This window comes from Kitasatospora sp. NPDC101447 (assembly GCF_044767225.1).
Lineage (GTDB): Bacteria > Actinomycetota > Actinomycetes > Streptomycetales > Streptomycetaceae > Kitasatospora.
In genome coordinates, this window is the sequence record NZ_JBIWNL010000015.1 from 170033 (window position 1) to 191007 (window position 20975).

The 20975-nt window shown below is 74.6% G+C and carries 18 protein-coding genes; 6 read left to right on the plus strand and 12 right to left on the minus strand.

Annotated features, from left to right (window positions below; all coding sequences use genetic code 11):
* Positions 1-22: 22 nt before the first annotated feature.
* Positions 23-1519, minus strand: a complete 1497-nt coding sequence (locus ACIRST_RS22775) for a bifunctional phosphatase PAP2/diacylglycerol kinase family protein (RefSeq protein WP_402803927.1) — start codon at positions 1517-1519, stop codon at positions 23-25.
* A gap of 376 nt (positions 1520-1895) precedes the next feature.
* Here ACIRST_RS22775 and ACIRST_RS22780 point away from each other — a divergent pair, with 376 nt between their 5' ends.
* Together ACIRST_RS22780 and ACIRST_RS22785 are read left to right on the plus strand one after the other, a co-directional pair.
* Positions 1896-2516 (plus strand): carbonic anhydrase, encoded by a 621-nt coding sequence (locus ACIRST_RS22780; protein ID WP_350519602.1) that lies wholly within the window; start codon positions 1896-1898, stop codon positions 2514-2516.
* 153 nt (positions 2517-2669) lie between these two features.
* Positions 2670-3335, plus strand: a complete 666-nt coding sequence (locus ACIRST_RS22785) for a flavin reductase family protein (protein WP_402803928.1) — start codon at positions 2670-2672, stop codon at positions 3333-3335.
* A 262-nt stretch (positions 3336-3597) separates the two neighbouring features.
* Here the strand turns inward: ACIRST_RS22785 and ACIRST_RS22790 are convergent, their stop codons facing one another.
* The 3 genes from ACIRST_RS22790 to ACIRST_RS22800 all read right to left on the minus strand — a co-directional run bounded on the left by ACIRST_RS22790 (position 3598) and on the right by ACIRST_RS22800 (position 7051).
* Positions 3598-4224 (minus strand): hypothetical protein, encoded by a 627-nt coding sequence (locus ACIRST_RS22790; RefSeq protein WP_402803930.1) that lies wholly within the window; start codon positions 4222-4224, stop codon positions 3598-3600.
* 577 nt (positions 4225-4801) lie between these two features.
* Positions 4802-4927, minus strand: a complete 126-nt coding sequence (locus ACIRST_RS22795; protein WP_350519450.1) for a hypothetical protein — start codon at positions 4925-4927, stop codon at positions 4802-4804.
* A 1545-nt stretch (positions 4928-6472) separates the two neighbouring features.
* Entirely contained in the window at positions 6473-7051 is a 579-nt protein-coding gene (locus ACIRST_RS22800; RefSeq protein WP_350519449.1) for a TetR/AcrR family transcriptional regulator, read from the minus strand.
* A gap of 90 nt (positions 7052-7141) precedes the next feature.
* Here ACIRST_RS22800 and ACIRST_RS22805 point away from each other — a divergent pair, with 90 nt between their 5' ends.
* Complete coding sequence (locus ACIRST_RS22805; RefSeq protein WP_402803932.1) at positions 7142-7588, plus strand: anthrone oxygenase family protein; 447 nt, start codon at positions 7142-7144, stop codon at positions 7586-7588.
* A 115-nt stretch (positions 7589-7703) separates the two neighbouring features.
* Here the strand turns inward: ACIRST_RS22805 and ACIRST_RS22810 are convergent, their stop codons facing one another.
* From ACIRST_RS22810 to ACIRST_RS22820, 3 genes are all read right to left on the minus strand, one after another.
* The gene (locus ACIRST_RS22810) at positions 7704-8414 is read right to left on the minus strand and encodes a hypothetical protein (RefSeq protein WP_402803934.1); all 711 of its coding nucleotides are present in this window, start codon (positions 8412-8414) and stop codon (positions 7704-7706) included.
* Between the two features lie 363 nt (positions 8415-8777).
* Complete coding sequence (locus ACIRST_RS22815; RefSeq protein WP_402803936.1) at positions 8778-9011, minus strand: DUF4287 domain-containing protein; 234 nt, start codon at positions 9009-9011, stop codon at positions 8778-8780.
* A 113-nt stretch (positions 9012-9124) separates the two neighbouring features.
* Positions 9125-13138, minus strand: a complete 4014-nt coding sequence (locus tag ACIRST_RS22820) for a Pls/PosA family non-ribosomal peptide synthetase (protein WP_402803938.1) — start codon at positions 13136-13138, stop codon at positions 9125-9127.
* Positions 13139-13562: 424 nt separating this feature from the next.
* On the opposite strand from ACIRST_RS22820, the gene ACIRST_RS22825 reads away from it, so the two are divergent.
* A complete protein-coding gene (locus ACIRST_RS22825; RefSeq protein WP_402803940.1) occupies positions 13563-14228 on the plus strand; it encodes a histone deacetylase in 666 nt (221 codons plus the stop codon).
* 62 nt (positions 14229-14290) lie between these two features.
* Here the strand turns inward: ACIRST_RS22825 and ACIRST_RS22830 are convergent, their stop codons facing one another.
* On the minus strand, positions 14291-15931 hold the full coding sequence (locus ACIRST_RS22830) for a hypothetical protein (RefSeq protein ID WP_402803942.1): 1641 nt from the start codon (positions 15929-15931) through the stop codon (positions 14291-14293).
* Positions 15932-16002: 71 nt separating this feature from the next.
* Positions 16003-16425 (minus strand): hypothetical protein, encoded by a 423-nt coding sequence (locus ACIRST_RS22835; protein WP_402803944.1) that lies wholly within the window; start codon positions 16423-16425, stop codon positions 16003-16005.
* 265 nt (positions 16426-16690) lie between these two features.
* Between ACIRST_RS22835 and ACIRST_RS22840 the strand changes: the two genes are divergently transcribed.
* Together ACIRST_RS22840 and ACIRST_RS22845 are read left to right on the plus strand one after the other, a co-directional pair.
* Positions 16691-18064, plus strand: a complete 1374-nt coding sequence (locus tag ACIRST_RS22840) for a serine/threonine-protein kinase (protein ID WP_402803946.1) — start codon at positions 16691-16693, stop codon at positions 18062-18064.
* A gap of 68 nt (positions 18065-18132) precedes the next feature.
* Positions 18133-18324 carry a hypothetical protein gene (locus ACIRST_RS22845; protein ID WP_350519440.1) on the plus strand — a complete coding sequence of 64 codons (192 nt, stop codon included), beginning with the start codon at positions 18133-18135 and terminating at the stop codon, positions 18322-18324.
* Between the two features lie 186 nt (positions 18325-18510).
* Here ACIRST_RS22845 and ACIRST_RS22850 read toward each other — a convergent pair whose 3' ends face one another.
* The 3 genes from ACIRST_RS22850 to ACIRST_RS22860 form a co-directional block, all read right to left on the minus strand.
* Positions 18511-19374: a YhjD/YihY/BrkB family envelope integrity protein gene (locus ACIRST_RS22850; protein WP_350519439.1), complete on the minus strand. Its 864-nt coding sequence runs from the start codon at positions 19372-19374 to the stop codon at positions 18511-18513.
* 188 nt (positions 19375-19562) lie between these two features.
* On the minus strand, positions 19563-20084 hold the full coding sequence (locus ACIRST_RS22855) for a histidine phosphatase family protein (protein ID WP_350519438.1): 522 nt from the start codon (positions 20082-20084) through the stop codon (positions 19563-19565).
* 210 nt (positions 20085-20294) lie between these two features.
* Positions 20295-20771: a carboxymuconolactone decarboxylase family protein gene (locus tag ACIRST_RS22860; RefSeq protein ID WP_402803949.1), complete on the minus strand. Its 477-nt coding sequence runs from the start codon at positions 20769-20771 to the stop codon at positions 20295-20297.
* Positions 20772-20975 lie beyond the last annotated feature (204 nt).

Consider the following 20975-nt stretch of genomic DNA (forward strand, 5'->3'; position numbering starts at 1 on the left):
TTCCCCGGTGGTTCGGAGCGGTTCAGGAAACGGATTGGGGGCCCTGCGGCCGGTAGACGGTGAGCGCGGCGTGGGCCTTGGACAGTCGCAGGGTTCCGCGGGCGGGGACGGATTCGCCGTCGACGGCGATGCGGTCGGCGTCGCCGAGGGAGTCCAGGTGCAGGGCGCGCAGGTGGGCGGTGCGGTAGACCCGGGAGCGGTGCAGGGTGCCGGTCAGGAGGGCGGCGACCAGGCGGGTGCGGGCGAGGGGCGCGGCGCCGTCGACGACCCGGACGTCGAGCCGGCCGTCGGCCAGGGCGGCGCGGCGGGTGGGGGCGACGCCGGCCGGTTCGTAGACGCCGTTGCCGGCGAACAGCAGCCACAGCCGGTGGGTGCGGCCGTCGGCGTGGACGGTGACGGGTTCGGCCGTGGGCAGGAGGGTGGCGAGGGCGACGGCGAGGGCCGGCCACTTGCCGAGGCGCTTCTCCAACTTCTCGCGCTGGTGGACGAGTTCGGGGTAGATGCCGAGGCTGAAGGTGTTGACGAAGACTCGCTGTCCGGTGCCGTCGGTGGCCAGGGCGAGGTCGACGCCGACGGCGTTGCCGGTCTCGACGGCCTCGGCGGTGTCCTGGTGGGTGGCGGTGCCGAGGTCGAGGGCGAAGTGGTTGAGGGTGCCGCCGGGGAAGACCGCCAGCGGCACGGCGCGTTCGACGGCGAGGGCGGCGGCCAGGTTGACGCTGCCGTCGCCGCCGCACACCCCGAGCGCGCCGCCGGCCCGGGCGGCTCGGTCGGCGGCCCCGGTCAGCAGTTCGGTCAGGTCGTCCCCGGGCCCGCACACCCGCACGTCCGCCTCGGGCAGCAGGGTGCGCAGCGTCTCGGCCGTGTCCTCGGGCCCGGGGGCGATCGGGGAGCCGTTGCCGGAGCCCGCGTTGACCACGACCGACAGTCCCCGTCCCCGCGGCAGGGCGGGGGCCGGGCGTCGGGCGGGGGCGGCCGGTGCCGGCACGGCGGAGGAGCGAGGCCACCAGTGCAGGGTGGCGGCGGCCGCCGCCGCACCCAGGGCCGTGCCCGCCAGCACGTCGCCGGGGTAGTGCACGCCGGTGTGGACGCGGGAGAACGCCACCGCGGCGGCGAGCGGCGCGACGGCCGCGCCCAGCAGCGGGGACTCGATCGCCACACCGGTGGCGAAGGCGGCCGCGGAGGCGGAGTGACCGGACGGGAAGGAGGTGGTGACGGGCTGGCGCAGCAGCCGGCGCGCGTGCGGGACGGAGTCCAGCAGTGGGCGGGGGCGCCGGGTGGCGTGCTTGGCGACGGTGTTGGCGGTGGCGGAGGCGAGGGCGAGCGCGCCGAGGCCGCGCAGCGCGGCACGCCGCCCGGTGCGTCCGCCGACCGCGCCGAGGAGCGCGGCGGTGCCCGTCCACAGCAGCCCGTGGTCGGCGGCCCGGCTCAGGAGGCGCGGCCAGGAGCGGGTGCCGGGCAGCGGCGCGGCGGCGATCCGGTCGAACAGGGCGCGGTCGAGGGCGTCCAGCCGGGCTGCCACCGACCGGGCCGCCGCCAGGCGGGCCGCCGCCGGTCGATCCGCTGCCGGGCGGGCCGCTCCGACCCGTGACGCTCCGGCCCGTAACGCTCGGACCCGTGACGCTCCGACCCGCAACGCTCCGACCTGTGACGCTCCGTTGCGCTTCGTCCACATGTGCCCCACCCCTGTCCGCTCCGGCCCGGGTCGCTTCGTCCCCCATTGCTCCGTCCGGCGAGCCTAGGACGGCACGGGCGCCGGCGCAGCAGGGCGGGTGACGGCGTGTCGCAGCACCGGGCGGCGGGCGCCGTGCCCCAGTGAGACCCGTCACCCCCGGCTGCGGGGCCCACCTGCGGCGATCTAGGGTGCTGGCATGATCCCCACACCGATGTCCGACCCGATGTCCGACCCGATATCCGACCCCGGCGAGGCCCTGCGGGTGCTGCTGGAGGGCAATGCCCGGTTCGTCGCGGGCAGTCCCGAGCACCCCAACCAGGACGCCGGGCGCCGCGCCGCGCTCGCCCCGGCGCAGCGGCCCTTCGCGGTGCTGTTCGGCTGCTCGGACTCCCGCCTGGCCGCCGAGATCATCTTCGACCAGGGCCTGGGCGACCTGTTCGTGGTGCGCACCGCCGGGCACGTCACCGGCGCGGAGGCGCTGGGCAGCATCGAGTACGGCGTGAGCGTGCTGGAGTGCCCGCTGGTGGTCGTGCTGGGGCACGACTCCTGCGGTGCGGTGGCGGCGGCGCTGGACTCCCTGGAGCAGGGACAGCTGCCGGGCGGCTTCGTGCGGGACGTGGTGGAGCGGGTGACCCCGAGCGTGCTGTCCGCCAAGGCGGCGGGCATCGAGGACCGGGACGCGATCGTGGACGAGCACATCCGCCAGACCGTGGACCTGCTGGTGGAGCGTTCCCAGCTGCTCGCCTCCAAGGTCGCCGAGGGCTCGGTGGCCGTGGTGGGCCTGTCCTACCGGCTGCACGACGGCCAGGCCCGTCAGGTGGCCGCCCGCGGGCCGGTCGCCTGACGCACCGCGGAGCGCCGTCCTCGGGACCTGTGTGACCGGCAGGGCCGGTGTGACCTGCGGGAACTGGATGTCCGATCACCGCCAGCGCCCCCGTACGGGCGGGGGCAGAGTCGGTGATCGACAACGGTTCCCCATCCCGAGGACGGCAATCCCGTGCACAAGGTCATCGACCTCAAGGTTCTGTACTTCGGCACCCCGGTGGTGCTGATCGGCTCGCGCAACGAGGACGGCAGCGCCAACCTCGCGCCGATCTCCTCGGCGTGGTGGCTGGGGCAGTCCTGCATGCTGGGCCTGGGCAACGCCTCCCAGACCTCCGCCAACCTGCGGCGCGAGGGCGAGTGCGTGCTCAACCTGCCCTCCTCGGCGCAGGTCGACGCCGTGGACGCCCTCGCGCTGCTGACGGCCAACCCGAACATCTCCGAGATGCGGCGGGAGCAGGGCTACCGCCACGAGCGGCGCAAGTTCGAGGCGGCCGGGATGACGGAGCTGGCGGGCGAGCTGGTCCGGGCGCCGCGCGCCGCCGAGTGCCCGGTGCAGCTGGAGTGCCGGCTGGAGGCGGCGACGCCGCTGGCGGGCAACGAGCGGTGCACCGCCTTCGAGGTGAAGGTGGTGCGCGCCCACGTCGAGGAGCAGCTGATCGTGCCGGGCAGCGGTCACTACGTCGACCCGGTCGGCTGGGACCCGCTGATCATGAAGTTCTGCGAGTTCTTCGGCGACGGTCGGCGGCTGGCGCCCTCCCGCCTCGCCGAGGGCTGGCAGATGCCCGGCCGGCTGCCCGGTCGACTGCCCGGCCGGACGCCGGCCGCCACCGCCGTGTGACGGCCGCCCGGGCCCGTGCTGCCGCGCCGGGCACCGGGACCGCGCCGACGTCCGGGCAGCTTCCAAGGGGAAACGGTTCGCCCTCGGCCCCTCCGGCAGGGCTCCGGCAGCGTCACGCCGTTCTCGCGACGCCCTCGGGCCCCGGAGCCGACTCCCGACACCGGGGCCGGTCACGGGACGACGTCCGCCGAGGCAGCCGACACCCGATCGCCCCGGCCCCGGCTGCCGGGCGCACCGCTCACGGCCTCACGGCCTCACGGCCTCACGGGGCGATGGTCTCCCCGCAGGAGTCGCACACCCGCGTCGCCGGCAGCTCCAGGAAGCAGGTCGGACAGATCGCCGGCGGGCGCGGCGCGGCCGCGGCGGCGGTGGTGCTGGTCGCGGCGGCGGAGGAGGAGGTGGCCTTGCGCTGCACCGAGGCCCGCAGGCGCGGGGCCAGGGCGGGGGTGCCGCCGTCGGCGGGCAGGTCCGCGCCGAAGTGCCGGTAGCAGGCCAGACGGGCGGCGGCCGCGTGCTGCTCGCGGTCCATCTCGTCGGCCAGCGGCGGCTGCCCGGCGACCGCCAGCACCTCCTGGTAGCCGGCGCCGACCTTGCCGTCCGCCGCATTCACCACCAGGGAGGTCAGCGGCGGATCCCCGCGCCGGTGCGCCTCCAGGATCACCAGCGACAGCACCTTGCCGATCCAGTGCCGCTGGTTGACCCGGGTGCGCACGCCGGACGCCTCCTGGACCGCCTCGGCCAGCTCCGCGTAGGTGATCACCGCGTGGTAGCGGCTTGCCACCTCCACCAGGGCCGGGTAGGCGGCTCTGGTCCACACGATGTGCGCCTGGGTGGCGCCGACCACCACACCGTCCGACACCCGCCAGTAGCCGCGCTGCTGCTCCGCCATCCGACCGCCCCTGTCTGCCTCGTTCGTGCCCGCCTCGTCCGTGCCCGTCCGCAGGCCCACGCCGTGAGCGAGGCTACCCCGCGCCGGGGTGGCGCCGCCGCGCGGGGGCGGGCCGGGGACGGACTGCGGGGGCGGCCGGGGACGGCGGGGACGGGCGGCCCGGGGACGGGCTGCGCGAGGACCCCGCTTGACTTCAAGTCCTGTTGAAGTTGTCGAATGGCACCCGACCGCAGCCGTACGGGCACCGCGGTCGATGCCCCGCCCGTACGGAACCGTACCCGGGGCCGGGGCCGCCTTCATCCGATCGTGCCGCTGGCGGTCCCGGCCCCCGGGTCCACCCGCCGACGCGGCGCTCGCGACCCCGCGGGGGGCGGCCGCGCGACACACGCGCCTTGGCCCGTACGGTACTTGGCGGCCCGGCCCGCCTCCGCGACGCGCCCCGGTGCGCTACCGTGAGAGCGAACGGCCCCCGACCACTGCGACTGGTCGGGGGCCTTCACCTCGGACGGGACTGGCCCGGGACCGGAAACCCGGCGCCCCTTCGGGCCCCGCCCGGCGCCTCGGCAGGGCACCGGCCCTACTTCACCGCCGTGATCACCGTCCCGACCGCCGCCGCCAAGGCCGCGATGACCCCGGCATTGCGCCGCAGCCACCGCCCGACCTTCTCCGACGTCCGCGTTCGGACCGGCTCGTCGCCTTCCATCCCGGTCTCCTCTCACCTCCGCACGTCGCCCGGGCCGGACGACCCGGGCCAGGATTGCGGGAGGGGAGGCGCACCGCCACGGGGGCGACCGACAGCAATCTACCCCGATTCCTTGATCATCTGATAGTTCGTCAGATACCGGCTCGAGCGAATCCGCCCGCCCCACCCTCGCCCCCGGTCCCCCGCCCACCCCAGAAGTCGACCCGCCCGACTTCTCGCGCTCCCCACCCGAGCCCCAGCCACCCCAAAAGCCCCTGCACAACTCCGCTCCCCCGCGAAACCCCACCCAGAGGACCGCCCCACAGAAGTCGACCAGGCCGACTTCTGGTGCTCCCCCACCCGGGCATCAACCAGCACCACCGCCTGCACAGAAAGTCGACCCACTCGACTTCCCACGCAAGCACCCCCAGGCAGCCACCAGAAGTCGGCCCGCCCGACTTCCCGTGCCAGCCACGTCGAACACCCGCAGACAGCTGCCCCCGGGAGCAGCAAGCCCGTACACACACAGCCACCCCAGCCACGGCACCAAAAGTCGACCCCGCCGACTTCCTGCGCGGGCTGCTGCAAAACCCGCAGGCCGCACCGAGCGCGAGCGAGGGCAGCCGCTCCCGCTGACGGACCCAGCCCCAGGGGCGCAGCGGGAGCACCCCCGGACCGACGGGAAGTCAGGCCCCGGGGGCCGCAGGGCCTGACACGCAGTGACCCTCCAGAAGTCGACCCGACCGACTTCCTGTGCGAGCACCCCACCCGGCGCGGCCGCTCACCACGACAGCGGAAAGTCGACCTGACGACCTCCCAGACCCCAGCCACCCACAGAAACAGCCAACATGCACCAAAAGTCGACCCCGCCGACTTCCTGTGCGGGGCACTGCGAAGCGCGGCCGAGCCGAGCGGGGGCCGGATCCCCGGGGAGCGGGACCCCGACGCACGCAGCCACCCCGGCCGCAGCACCAAAAGTCGACCCGGCCGACTTCCTGCGCGAGCATCCCCCGCGAACACCCGGGGATCATGCTGATCACGCCTCATAGCGACTGCGCGCAGCGGCAGGCCCCAGCCCCAGGGGCACAGCAGGCCCTACCCGGACCGCGTGGAGGTCGGACTCCGCAACGCCGGAAGTCGACCCGGCCGACTTCCTGTGCGAGCACCCCACCCAGCGCGGCCGCTCACGACGCCGAAAAGTCGACCTGACGACCTCCCAGAACCCCAGCCACCCACAGAAACAGCCAACACGCACCAAAAGTCGACCCCGCCGACTTCCCGTGCGGGTCACCACGAAGCACAGCCGAGCCGAGCGGGGGCCGGATCCCCGGGGAGCGGGACCCCGACGCACGCAGCCATTCCGGGCCACAGCACCAGAAGTCGACCTGGCCGACTTCCTGTGCGAGCACCCCACCCGGCGCGGCCGCTCACCACGACAGCGGAAAGTCGACCTGACGACCTTCCGGGCCCCGACCGCCCACAGAAACAGCCAATGCGCGCAGGAAGTCGACCTGGCCGGCTTCGGCGGCGTTCGGGTGGAGGTCGGGGTTTCGTCGGGGTGGTGTGTCAGACCACGGCGAGCCGGTCCACCAGCAGTTCCACTCTCCGGTCGGCTTCCGCCGCGGGGAGGCGGCCCGCCCGGGTCAGGGTGGCCAGCCCGTGCAGGGAGGCCCAGAACACCTCGGTGAACAGGGCCGGGTGGACTCCGTCCCCGGCGACCTCGCCGAGGCTTTCCAGCAGGGCGGCGAAGGCGTCCTTCAGCGGCTCCGGGGTGTCCTCGACCGCGAAGGCCAGGCCGCCGTCGAGCCGGAAGATGGCGTCGTAGACCGCCGGGTTGCGTTCGGCGAAGTCGAGGTAGGTGCGGGCGAGGGCGGTGACCCGGGAGCGGGGGCCGTCCGCGGCGGCGGTCGCGGCCCGCAGTGCCACGGCCATCTCGGCGGCACCCTCCAGGGCGACGGCGCCGATGATCTCGCGCTTGCCGCGGAAGTGGCTGTAGAGGACGGGCTGGCTGTATTCGATGCGCTCGGCGAGCCGGCGGGTGGTGACCGCGTCCCAGCCCTGGTTCTCGGCGAGTTCGCGGGCCGTCGCCACGATGAGGCGCTCGCGGGCCGCCCGTTCGCGTTCCTTGCGTTCCTGTACCGACATGACCCGATCCTAGCACCGCTAGACAAGTGAGCGGCAGCAGGACTAGCGTTGACTCGTCACCTAGCAGCGCTAGATCCCGGAGGGGTCATCATGCTCGACGCACTCAAGGTCGTCACCACCGTGGTCGTCGGAGTGATGGTGGGGGTGGAGTTCTCCGTCGCCTTCGTCATCAACCGGATCCTCGACGCACTCCCCGACGACAGCGGCCAGCTCGGCCGCGCCCACGGGGGCCGGATGCTCGGCGCCGTGATGCCGTTCTGGTACATCGGCTCGCTCGCCCTCGCCGCGGTCTGGGCCGTCGCCGGATGGCACCAGCACGGCGCCGGCCTCGTCGTCATCGCCGCCGCACTGCTGATCCTCAGCGTGATCATGTCGATCCTGCTGCTCGTCCCGATCAACAACCGGGGCAAGACGTGGACCCCGGAGAACCGGCCCGAGGACTGGAAGGAGCAGATGAACCGCTGGGACCGCTACCACTACGCCCGCGTCGCCGTCATCATCGCCGCCTTCGCCCTGCTCGCCGCCGCCCTCGCCTGACTCCGCAGACCACGGCCGCGCAGCCGGCACCCGGCCGGTGCCGAGTCGGTTCCCGGGACGCATCGGGGCCCTCCACCTGGAGGGCCCCGACGCGTGCCGTGCCGCCGTACGGGCGTCAGCCGGCGGCGGTGGCGCGGTAGGTGGTCACGGCGGCCGCGAAGACGTCCCTCGTGCCCGACGTCGGCGCGCTCTCGACGATCTCCTGAACCACCAGGATCACGTCGCCCACCCGGATGAAAGCGGTTTCGTCGACCCACGGCGCCGCGTCGCCGGGGAAGGTCGAGGTGATGTGGAGCAGGAGGCTGTCGTCGGCCCGGGGGTCGGCCGGCGTGACGCTCGCGGTGACCTGGAGCTGCTCACCACTCGGGAGCGTGTCGGTGTAGGAGGGGCAGCGCCCGGCGACGCCGCGGATCGCGGCCATGACCTCGGCCGCCTGCCCGGGGGCGTAGCGGTCGAGCACCTCCTGTCCGAACCAGCCGATGTCGTCGTCGCGCACCGGCGACCGGGTCACCCCCACGGCCACGTCCTCCACGGGCCGGGCGTGCTTGGTCATGAAGGATTCGACGCCGAGTTCAGAGCACGGCATCGAGGCGATGGGGGTCGGCGAGGGGGTGTGCGGGGGGTCGGTCGTCGTCGCGTTGACCTTCTCCGTGTCGAGCTGGAAGCCCGGGGGGAGCCGGTCCGCGGTCAGCAGGCCCGCGCGCAGGCCGCCGGAGGCTGCGGCAGCCGAGGCGGTCGCGGTGCCCGGGGCGGCCGCCGGCCGGGCCTTCGGGTCTGCGGAGCAGGCCGGGACGGCGAGGACTGCCAGGACGAGCCCGGCCGCCATGGAATGACGCGTACGCAACTATCCACCCCCAGGATTCAAGATCGCCCGTACTCTCCCACAGGGCTCCCGGCGGCCGGTCGGCGCGTCGGGGGAAGGGAGGGAGGGGAAGGCGCGGCGGCTGGGCGGCTGGGCAGTGGCGCGCCAGACGGGCGGCCGGGCAGTGTGTGGGGCAGCGACCGGGCGCCCAGCCGCGCGGCGAGGCGGACGGCACGGATGGAGACACCGCGCCAGACGGCCGCCATCCCCGGCCGGGCAGTGCGCCGGACGGTGGCGGGGCGACCGTGTCGGACGGCGACCGGCGACCGGCCGGGTGGCGCAGCAGCGGCCGGACCCCGGGCCGCCCCGGCGGCGCCGGGGCGGCGGTCAGGCAGTGCGTTCGGCGAGGGTGTGGGCGACGAGGGCGTTGGCGTGGCCGTGGCCGAGGCCGTGGTCGGCCTTGAGCCAGGCGACGAGTTCCATGTGCTTGGTGAGGGGCGAGGTGCGGATGAGGTCCTTCCACTCCTCGATGGGGCGGCCGTGCTTCTTCTCGATCGACGGGAAGTAGGAGGCCGGGTTGCCCTTCGCGGCAGCGGGCTTCTTCACGGGGGTGGCGGTCATGAGTGTGGTTCCTCTCGGTCGGGCAAAGCCGAAGCGGTGCGGTCGCGAGGTAGGACCGTGACCGCACCGCCGACTCATCGCCCGCCCCAAGTGATCCGTGTCACACCGCCGGGTCACGCCGCCGCGGGGGCCCGGCGGCGTCGGCGGCCGGCGGGCGGGGTGGGGTCGGCGTTCCATGCGGCGACGGGGTTGCCGAGCCAGCGGGTGGCGCCGGGGACGTTCTCGCCGCGCATGACGAGGGAGGCGGGCCCGACGGTGGTGTTCGCGCCGAGGGAGGAGTTGAGCAGGACGACGGAGTGCGGGCCGGTGGTGGAGCCGGCGCCGAGGTGGACGGGGCCCAGGCGCATGACGCGGTCGTGGAAGAGGTGGGTCTGCAGGACGGTGCCGCGGTTGACGCTGGCGCCGGCTTCGACGGTGACCAGGTCGCTCTCGGGCAGCCAGTGGGTCTCGCACCACACGCCGCGTCCGATGCGGGCGCCGAGGCTGCGCAGCCAGGCGTTGAGGTAGGGGGTGCCGGTGATGGTGGAGCCGCCGAAGGGCATGGCGAGTTCCTCGACGAAGGTGTCGTAGAGCTCGTTGCGCCACACGAAGGAGGACCACAGCGGGTGTTCGGCTACGCGGAAGCGTCCGACGAGCAGCCATTTGGCGGCGGTGGTGACGGCGCAGGCGACGGCGGCGGCGCCGACCAGGACGAGTCCGGCGCCGGCGAGGGCGGTGACCAGGCCGTAGTCGTCGCGCAGTTCCTGCAGGACGGCGAGGACGAGGTCGCCGAGCAGGGCGGCGAGGATGACGGGCAGCAGCCGGCAGAACTCGACGCCGGCGCGGGCCCACATGAGGCGCCGGGGCGGGTCGTAGGTGCGGGCCTCGCCGCCGGTGTCGGCGACGCGGGGCAGGGCGAAGGCGGGGCGGCCGAGCCAGGAGGTGCCTTCGGGGGCGTGGGCGGGGGTGTCGGACAGGACGCCGACGAGGGAGTTGTCGGGCAGGTGGCGGCCGGGGCCGACGATGCCGGAGTTGCCGACGAAGGAGCGGCGTCCGACCCGGGAGGGGCCGAGGTGGAGCCAGCCGCCGCGCAGTTCGTAGGGGGCGACGAGGGTGTCGTCGGCGAGGAAGGCGCCGTCCTCGACGCGCATCAGGCCGGGCAGGGCGAGCACGGTGGAGGCTTCGACGCGGCGTCCGACGCGGGCGCCGAGCAGGCGCAGCCAGACGGGGGTGAAGAGGCTGGCGTAGAGGGGGAAGAGGGTGCGCCGGGCGGTGTCGCTGAGGCGGCTGACGGCCCAGGCGCAGAAGGCGACGTGGCCGTCGGCGGGGTGGAAGCCGGGGCGCAGCGGCCGGGAGAGGAGGCGTACGAGCAGCGCTATGAGGGCGGCGTGGCACAGGAGGGTGAGGGCGGCGAGGGGGATGGTGGCGGGCAGGAGTTGGAGGAGGGCGGTGGCCAGGGTGCGGTCGGTGTCGATCATCGGGTAGACGACGAGCAGGGCGGGCAGTGCGGAGATGATCGGGACGAGGCCGAGGACGGCGGAGCCGATGCCGTAGGCGAGGTTCCAGGGGTTCCAGCCGCGGGGGGTGGGGGCGGGGGTGGCGGGCCAGTCGGCGAGGGGTTCGGTGGTGGGGCGGGCCGGGGAGCCGTGCCAGTGTTCGCCGGGCGGGACGGTGCCGGTGACGCAGGAGCCGGGGGCGATCTCGGCGCGGGCGCCGATGCGGGCGCCGGGCATGAGGGTGGCGCGGTGGCCGACGCGGGCGCCTTCGCCGATGTCGATGCGGCCGAGGTGGAGGGTGTCGCCGTCGAGCCACCAGCCGGCGAGGTCGGCTTCGGGTTCGAGGGAGCTGTGGGCGCCGAGGCGGGCGAGGCCGGTGACGGGGGGCAGGGTGTGCAGTCGTACGCCGGGGCCGACGCGGCAGCCGAGGGCGCGGGCGTAGCGGGTGGCCCAGGGGGTGCCGGCGAGGGCGGCGGTGCCGAGCATGGCGGTGTAGCGTTCGGCGGCCCAGAGCCGAAGGTGGACGTGGCCGCCGCGGGGGTGGCTGCCGGGGCGGATGCCGGTGGTGAGGAGGCGGGCGCCGGTGGCGGCGAGGAGGGTGCGGCCGGGGGCGCTGTAGAGGAGGGCGAGGCCGGCGGCGACGGGCCACCAGGGGCTGTGGGGGGCCCAGGTGAGGTGGTTGCCGGTGAGGTTGTCGAGGGCGATCAGGACGAGGATCCAGCGCAGTCCGGCGAGGCTGAACATGCCGAGGAGCAGGAGGGTCTGCCAGGCGGCGGCGCTGCGGGGGGTGCGGCGTACGGTGCGGCGGGGGTCCGCGGTGGGGGTGGGGGTGGCGGCGGGCCGGGCGGCGGGGGTGAGGGTGTCCAGGTAGGCGGCGAGGTCGCTGAGGACGGGGTGGGCGTAGAGGTCGGCGACGGAGACGCCGCTGTGGTGGGTGCGCAGGTCGGAGACGAGGCGGGCGGCGGTGAGGCTGGAGCCGCCGAGGGCGAAGAAGTCGTCGTCGGGGCCGGGGGCGGTGCCGAGCAGGCGTTCCCAGTGCGCGGCGAGGCGGCCGGCGGTGCCGTCGGGGGCGTGCCCGGCCTGCCCGGCCTGCCCGGCCTGCCCAGCGGAAGCAGAGGCGGTGCCGGCGGTGGTGGCCAGGGGCCAGGGCAGGGCGCCTCGGTCGACCTTGCCGGAGGTGCGGGTGGGCAGGGAGTCGACGAGGGCGAGGACGGGCACGAGCGGGGCGGGCAGGTGGGCGAGGAGGTGGCGGCGGGCGGCGGCGAGGTCGGGGGTGGTGCCGGGGCGGGCGACGAGGTAGCCGACGAGGAGGTCGGCGCCGGCGGGGGTCTTGCGGACGGCGGCGGCGGCGGCCGCGATGTCGGGCAGGGCTTGCAGGGCGGCGTCGATCTCGCCGAGTTCGATGCGGCGGCCGCCGAGTTTGACCTGGTCGTCGGCGCGGCCGAGGAAGACGAGGCCTTCGGGGTCGTTGCGCACGAGGTCGCCGCTGCGGTAGACGCGCGGGGAGGCGAGGGCGGGGTGGGGGCTGAACTTCTCGGCGTCCTTGGCGGGGTCGAGGTAGCGGGCGGTGCCGACGCCGGTGATGAGCAGTTCGCCGCCGGCGTACCAGGGGACGGGGTGGCCGGCCTGGTCGACGACGGCGATCTCCCAGCCGTCGAGGGGGGCGCCGATGCGGACGGGCTCGCCGGGCAGCAGGCGGGCGGCGGTGGCGACGACGGTGGTCTCGGTGGGGCCGTAGGTGTTCCAGAACTCGCGGGTGCCGGTGGCGAGGCGGTCGACGAGTTCGGCGGGGCAGGCTTCGCCGCCGACGATGATCAGGCGGACGGCGTCCAGGCTGTCGTGGGGCCACAGGGCGAGCAGGGTGGGGACGGTGGAGACGGCGGTGATGCGGCGTTCCACGAGCCAGGGGCCGAGGTCGGTGCCGGCTTTGACGAGGGAGCGGGGGGCGGGGACGAGGCAGGCGCCGTGGCGCCAGGCCAGCCACATCTCCTCGCAGGAGGCGTCGAAGGCGACGGAGAGTCCGGCGAGGACGCGGTCGCCGGGGCCGAGGGGCTGGTGCTGCAGGAAGAGGCGGGCTTCGGCGTCGACGAAGGCGGCGGCGGAGCGGTGGGTGACGGCGACGCCCTTGGGGCGGCCGGTGGTGCCGGAGGTGAAGATGATCCAGGCGTCGTCGGCGGGGGCGGGCCAGGCGGGGTGGCCGCCGGGGTGGGCGGCGGGCCCGGCGTGGAGGTGGCGTCCGGCGCCGATGACGGCGCAGACGGCGGCGTCCTGCCAGATCATGTCGGCGCGTTCGTCGGGGTCGTCGGCGTCGACGGGGACGTAGGCGGCGCCGCAGCGCAGGACGGCGAGGACGGCGACGTAGAGGTCGGCGGTGCCGGAGGGGATGCGCACGCCGACCCGGTCGCCGCGGCCGATGCCGTGGGCGGCGAGCTGTCCGGCGAGGGTGTCGACCTCGTGGAGCAGGGCGCGGTAGTCCAGGACGGTGTCGCCGGTGTCGAGCGCGGGCGCCTGGGGGTGGGCGTCGGCGGTGGCGGCGATGACGTCGAGCAGGCTGCGGGGGTGCGCGGGCCGGCTCGCGGGCCAGCCGGCTGCGGGGCCCGGGTGGGGGCGGTGCAGCGTGCCTGGGCCGGCCGTGTCGTGGCGTGCGTCCATGGGGGTTGTTCCTCGGCTCCGGGGTCGTGGGGCGCGTACGGGCGGTGTCGTGGGGTGACGGGGGGTGACACTGGGTCCACCGGCGGGCGCGCCCACACACCATGACTCCACTGGGAGTCCGCTGGATGCAGCGGGGGTGCGGTCAAAGGAAATTCTCATCATCGATGCCGTACGGGGGCGACGGGGAATGAATCGAATGTCGTTTCGGGGTTTCTGGGCGTTTTCGCTGGTGCAGGGTAGCCGTCGGAGGGTGCGGCGGCGGGACGGGAGAGGGCAGAGTGATGAACACCATGGCGCCCGGCACGGTACCGGTGATGAGAGGGTTACCACCGAATCGGGGGGTTTGGGTCGGATCTCCGCCCCGTTCACCCGGTTCGCACATCCGTATGAACGACGCCCGCGGCCCTCACGGCGGGCCCTTCCTGTGAGGGAGCCGTGGAGCGGCGCCGCCGGCCGGGCCCCGGTCGGCCGGAACGGCGCGGTCCTCGTCTGGTACGTGGCGTACGGCTCGAACCTGCACGCCGCGCGCCTCGCCTGCTACCTGCGCGGAGGCCGCCCGAACGGCGGAGCGCACACCTACCCCGGCTGCCGCGACCGCAGCCCCGCGCGCCGGGCGGTCGCGACCGCGCTGCCGGGCACCCTGTACTTCGCCGGCCGGTCACTGACCTGGGGCGGCGGCTCGGCCTTCTACGACCCGTCCGTGCGCGGCGAAGTGCCCTGCCGGGCCTATCTTCTGACGATCGGACAGTTCAGCGACATCGCCGCCCAGGAGATGCGCCGCTCCCCCGGCGCCGACCTCGACCTCACCCGGGTGCTCGCCGAGGGGCGCACCGCCCTGGGCCCCGGCCGCTACGAGACCCTGCTGCACGTCGGCGACCTGGACGGGCACCCGCTGCTCACCTTCACCGCCCCCTGGGGCGCGGCCGGCGCCGACCTCAACGCCCCCGCCGCCGCGTACCTGCGGACCCTGGGCGCGGGGCTGGCCGAATCCCACGCCTGGGGACCGTGGCGCACCGCGGGCTACCTCGCCACCCGCCCCGGCGCGGCCGGGCACTGGACACCGGGGGCGGTGGCGGCGCTGCTGGGCTGAACGGGGGCCCGGACGGGGCGGCACCGGACCGGGCAGGCACCGGCGGCCCGCGCACCGCCCGCTCAGGCCGGCACGGGAGCGGTGGCGGACGGCGGGGAGCAGCGCGGGGTGGTCGCGCAGACCGCCAGCTGCTGCCAGGTGCCGTCCCGCAGGACCTGCACGCTCCACAGCACCGGGTACGGCAGGCCGCAGATCGCGCAGTGCCGTCCGGGTGTGGCGGCGTCGGGCTGCGCGTACGGATTGACCAGCGGCGGGGAGGACCACGGCTGGGGCACCGGCTGGGGCACGGGCACCGGCCGGGGCACGGGCACCGGCCGGGGCACGGGCGCGGGTGCGGCCGGGTACGGGGCGAGCGGGGGTCCGAACCCGGTGACGGGCGGTGCCGCGGGTGGGGGCGGTGCAGGCACCGGCCGCGTGCGCGGCGCGGGTGGCACCGCGGGCGGAGGCGGTGCCGCAGGCGCGGGCGGTGCCGCGGGCGGAGGCGGCGCTGCGGGCTGCGGCGGCGCTGCGGGTGGAGGCGGCGCCGGTGGTGCGTCGTCCCAGATGCGCGCGCCGCGGAACGGGGTGCGGAAGTCGTGCTTGCACGTGTCGCAGGTGGTGAGCACGGCCTCCGCACGCTGGTCACCGCACGCGGGGCAGAAGGTGACGGGGCGTTCGTACGCCTCGGTGCTCTCGCAGCGGGTACAGATGAAGTCGGGTTCCAGCTTGGCCTGGCGGAACACCGTACTGAAGACCTGGAAGGGGTTGGGGTCGCTGCGCCCGGCGGTCACGCCGAGCACGGACGCCAGCATCTTGAGGTTGCGGTTCCTCGCCCGAAGCCGCTTCAGGTCCAGGTTGACGACCTTGGGGTGCTTGCAGTCCCGGCAGACGCACAGCGTGCGCACGGGCAGTCGGGAGCGGATCGCCGACTGCTGGTACAGGAACTGGAAGGTGAGCCGGTGCTCGTCCGGGACCTCCACGGTCCGGACCCCGTAGGCACCCTGGGAGAGCCTGGTCTCGATCAGCGCGGCGAGATCGAGCACCTTCGCCCTGAGCGCGCCCGGCAGCGAGGGCGCCTTGCCCGTGGGCGGCCGCTCGGAGCCGATCAGCGCGGGGATCGCCAGCAGCGCGCCGACGGCGGGCATGCCCAGCATCACCAGGCCCGCGTCCGAGACGAACCGGACGTGGGTGATGCCCGCCCAGCCCGCCGGGCCGCTGCTCCTCGCCCCGCCCGAGAGACGGCCGGAGAACATCGAGGCGGCCCCGTCGACGAGGCGTTGGCCGGCGGCGTGGCCGCGCTCCGCGACGTCCGAACTGCGCTGGCGCGCCCACAGGTGCGGGGCGGGGAAGCCGTCGGCGACCGTCCCGGGGACGAGGTCGGCGAGCGCCTTGTCGAAGGCGGCGAGCGTCGACAGGAACGCCTGCTGGAAGGGCTCCTGCACCCCGACCATCACGGTGGACAGCGCCCGGTCCGAGAAGTGCACCCGGACCAGCGCGGCCTGCGCCCCGGCCTCGGGGAGTACGTTCATCCGCACCAGCATCGGCACTTGGTCCGGCATCATCATCACCGCCCGTACGGCGGAGCCGCGTTGGGCCTCGATGACGGTGGCGAGGTCCGCGGTGAGCTGGAAGCCGGACCGGTGGAGCACCGCCACCACGGCGCTCCGGGCCTGCTCGGGCGCAGCCGCGATCCGGCGTTCGGCGTCCAGGGTGATCGAGGGCACGGCACCTCCGGTGGCGGCGGGCGGGGAGGATCAGCACACCCGGCGCCGGGCGCCGGGTGTCCGAGACCTCGTCAGATCAGGTCCTCGTACGTCGCGCCGGTGTCGTCCGCCGTCTCGCCGCCCTGGGCCGGATCACCGTCGTGCGCCGCGTCACCGTCGTGGGAGAGGCCGTTGTCGTCATCGGAGCCGGGGCCGCCCTCCGCGGAGTGTCCGTACGACGCATCGGACTCGTAGGCCCCCGCGACGGTGTCGGTCTCCGTCACGGACAGGTAGGTCTCGAAGGTGACGTCCGAGACCTCCACCAGCTCGACGGCCTCCACCGTCTCGACGACCTCCGCCGCGTGGACCTCGTGCACGTCGACCTCGGTCTCGACCGCGAACGCGGTCTCCGTGTACTCCTCGACCGCGACGGCGTCGGTCTCGGAGTAGGAGAACGAGGCGCTGCTCTCCTCCACGTCGTAGCCGTCCGCCAGGAATCCGTCCCACTCGCCCATGCGCCCCTCAGACGTCGTCGGTGTCCAGGCCGGACCGGCCGCCCGTGCCCGTTTCGGGATCACAATAGGGCCCAACGGTGCTGCACGGAGCCGAAGTTCGCGATCGGGTGGCGAAGCCGTGACGAAGCGGTGTAGGTCCTCGACGGTGGCGCCGGGCACTGAACACCCCTACCAGGCACGCCCCGGTCCGGTCGATCCGGCTTGCCCGCGGCCCCGCCGTTCGTATCCTGGTTCCCGGCATGCCGGGAACCAGCGGGAGCGGTCGATGAAGAGCGGGGAACTGGTCGCCGGGCGCTACGAGTTGACCAGACGGCTCGGCCGGGGCGGCATGGGCGAGGTGTGGTCCGCGCGCGACCGCACCCTGCACCGCGACGTCGCGCTCAAGACGCTCGTCCTCGACGCGGCGACGGTCGCGGAGCTGCCGCTGCGGTTCGAGCGCGAGGCCGTGGCCGTGGCGCAGATCAACCATCCGAACGTGGTCGCGGTGTACGACCGCGGCATGCACGAGGACGTCGTCTTCCTCGTCATGGAGCAGGTGGACGGCGGGAACCTCGCCGAACTCGTCCGAGCGCGCGGGACCTTGGACCTGGTCCTCGGGCTGGACATCGCCGAGGCGGTCTGCGCGGCACTGGCGGCCGCCCACCGGGCCCGGATCATCCACTACGACATCAAGCCGCAGAACGTGATGCTCACCCGCGGCGGCCGGGTGAAGGTCGTCGACTTCGGGATCGCGGGACTGTCCCTGACCGTCTCCGCCCTGGCACGGTCCTCCGAACTGTCACCGGCCGGCACTCCCGAGTACGGGGCGCCGGAACAGTTCCTCACCGAGCGTGGTGACGAACGGTCCGACCTGTACGCGCTCGGCGGGGTACTGTTCGCCGTGTTCGCCGGCCGCCCGCCCTTCAGCGGGCACAACGCCCTGGCGATCGTCCGGCGCAAGCTCGACGAGCCCGCGCCCCGGCTCGACACGGTCCGCCCCGGCCTGCCGAGACCGCTGGTGGACCTCGTGGCGGACCTTCTGGAGCGCGACCCGGCCCGGCGGCCGCAGACCGCGCAGGAGGTCCACGGCCGCCTCCGCGCGCTGCGGGTGGCAGCCGGCAGCGGCACGACGCCCGCTCCACCTCCCCGCGGGCCCGGGCATCCGAACGCCCCCGGCCGTCCGGACGGATCCGACCGCCCCGGTCCGCCCCGCAGACCCCTGGCTGTCCCGATGGGCATCCTGGTCGCGCTCGGCCTGTTCGTCGGCGCCGGCTACCTCGGCTACCAGTGGACGCAGGACCAGTACTACGTCGGCGTGGACGGCGACCACGTCGCGGTCTACCAGGGCGTCAACCAGAGCCTGGCCGGCCTGAGCCTGTCCTCGGTGCACGACTCGTACGGCGGCATCCAGCTCAAGTGGCTGCCGCAGGACCAGCGCGCCCACGTGAACAGCACGATCTCGTTCGGCAGCCTGAAGGACGCCCAGTCGACCGTCCAGGAGCTCGACGCCTGGGTCCGGCTCTGCCAGAAGGCCACCGGTGTGAGCCGGCAGGGCAGCCCTCTCGCCTTCCCGACCGCCTTCCCGACCGCCGCAGCGGACGAGGGGCCGGACCTCACCGACGAGGAGCGCAGCCGCGCCGGGTCCTGTCCGCGCCCCTGACGCGGGCGCGAACCGCGCACCCGCGGGACGTCCGCTCCGGCACCGGGCCTTCGGGCTACCGTGCTCGCATGGCTGACTACCCCACCCACGCGGCTCGGGCCGAGGAACTCCTCGCGATGCTGAACCCGAAGTCGTTCACCGTCAAGAACTCCCCGGACACGCGCGTCCGGATGGCCCAGGTCGAGGCGATCCTCGCGCTCGCCGCCGCCGTTGCCGGCCGCAACGGCCAAGCGGCCGAGGGCGCGTGGTCGCCCCGCTGAGTTCGCCGAAGCCACGGCGCGTGGCCGCTTGGAGGCCGACGGCTGCAAACCGGTCGCGGGCCGGGGACGGGGCACGGACGGATCGACGTCACGATGGTCGGGTTGAGCGAGGTCGTCGCCGGGCCGCGCCGCCGACACCCACCGGCCGGGCGTGGGGCCCGCCGCGCCGGGCAGGTCGCCGGGTGCTCAGTGCCTCCTCCTCAGGCGGCCCAGGACGCTCTGGCCGCGGGTGGTCTGCCAGCGCGAGCGGGCCTGCCGGAGCACCGTGTCCCACTCCTGGCGGACCTCGTTGTCCGGCGGGCGCTCGCCGCGGCCGATCCGGTCGAGCTCGTCCTGCACCTCCTTGCCGAGCGCTGCCGAGGCGACGGTCGCGAGCATGGCCCCGAACAGCGCGGAGAGCATGGCGAAGACCGCCCCGATCGCGCCGTAGCGGTTCGTGTAGGAGTTGAAGAGGTGGGGCAGGTAGACGCTCATGGCCACCGAGTAGCCGGTCAGCAGGAGGGCCCCGATGGCCCCGAACGGCACGAGGTCGCGCCAGGGGATCCGGGCGGCGGACAGGAGCCGGCCGCCCCAGACGAGGAAGGCCGCCGTCAGCGGCGCGTCCACGACCGCCGCCGCCAGCTCCAGCGGTCTGCGGCCCAGGGTGGCGTGGACCAGGCCGGTCAGGGCGGCGTAGGCGGCCAGTAGCGCGATCCACTTCAGGCCGTTCACCGTGTTGCGGACGCTCAACGGCGGCAGCTCCCAGCCCTGTTCGAAGAGCCGCTGGGCGGCGCGCGCGAAGCTCAGCACCGACACGAGGAGGAAGGCGATCCCGAAGAGCCCCACGCTGGTCCAGTCGCCGGACGCGGTGAGCATGTCGCGTACGGCTTCGGCGCCGTCCCCGGTGAGGCCGTAGCGGTCGATGACGCGGTCGGCGATGTCCTTGCCGCCGCCCAGGCTGGACACGAGAGAGCTGAAGAGGAGGGCGAGCGGCACCAGGGCGGTCAGGGCGGCGGAGGACAGGGCCATCGAGCGGTCGAAGCCCACGAGCCGCTGGAACCGGCTGAACACGCGCAGGGCGAACGCCGGGCGCAGCCAGAAGGTCGCCGTCCTCAGGACGGTCTCGCGGCTGATGCGTGTCGTCTGGTCCTCCGGAGTCGTGGTGACGGTGTGGCGGCGGCCGGGTCACGGCGGGCAGCGCCGTGGCGGGCAGGCCGTGGCGGGCAGGTCGCGGCGGGCAGCGCCGCGGCCCGGGCCACTCAGGAGCGGGGCGTCCAGTAGGCGACCAGCCTCGCGACGCCGGGCTCGACGCTCTTCCAGTCGCCCTGGAACGTCAGCACCGCGGCCGCGGCCGTCGGGAAGCCGCTGCCGTCCATCCGCGCCGACAGGCCGCCCTCGGCCTCGCCCGCCAGGGCCTCGGCCAGGGCGTGGACGGCGGGGTTGTGGCCGACCACGACCAGGTCCTGGACCGTGTCGGGCGTCTCGTTGAGGACGGCGACGATCTCCCCGGCGCCCGCCCCGTACAGGCGCTCCTCGAAGACGGTCCTGGGCCGGGCCGGCAGCTCGGCGGCCGCGAGCTGCCAGGTCTGGCGGGTCCGCAGGGCGGTGGAGACGAGCGCGAGGTCGGGGGTGAGGCCGGCGCCGGCGATCCAGCGGCCGAGCGCCGGGGCGTCCCGGCGGCCCCGCTCGGCGAGGGGACGCTCGTGGTCCTCCACACCGTCGGGATGCTCGGCCTTGGCGTGGCGGACCACGACGATCCGGCGCGGCATTTCCTCGGACATGGGCTTCTCCCTCTCCCCCGCACGGGCCCTCGCCGTACGGACGCGACGCGAGGATCGTGGCAGGCCGGACCCCGCAACCGGCCCGCGCCGACCGCCCGTTGGCCGGTTCGGGTCGGTGAGGTTCACCCGTGCGGGTGAAAGGAGCCCCGCGCCCCGCCGGCCCGGGCGGGCGCCCCACCCCACGAACACGGCCGGCCGGGGGCGGCTCCCTCAGGACGCGAACTGGCCGGGCCGGTAGTCGCCGCCGGGCCGGCGGAGCATGACGTTGCCCCGGTTGAAGGCGTTGATCAGGGCGATCGTGGCCACCAGCGCGGCGAGCTGGTCCTCGTCGTAGTGCCTGGCGGCGTTCTCCCACGCCTCGTCGCCGACGCCGCCGGCCGTGTCGGCGAGGCGGGTGCCCTGCTCGGCCAGCTCCAGGGCGGCCCGCTCGGCGTCGGTGAACACCGTCGCCTCCCGCCAGGCCGCGACGAGGCTGATCCGCGTCGCGTCCTGGCCGGCGGCGGCGAGGTCCTTGGTGTGCATGTCGACGCAGAAGCCGCAGCCGTTGATCTGGCTGGCGCGCAGCTTCACCAGCTCCTGCGTGACGTACGGCAGGGTCGACTCCGCGACGGGCCTGCCCGCGGCGACGAGGTGCTTGAAGACCTTGCCGATGACGGGGTCGGCGAGGGCGTCCAGTCGGGGTTCCACGGTGTACTCCTTGTCCGGTGTTCCGCTGTCCCCCTCAAGAGCGCGGCACCGGGCTCCCCGTGACAGCCCCGCGGGAGCCCGCGGCGTGACCCGCACCACACCACGGCTCAGAAAGTGTTGGGTAATTGATCAACTTCATGGCGTGATCCACTGGTGGTGATCTTTGCGTTGCCCTGTCCGCGAAGATCACCGCCATGTGTGTCT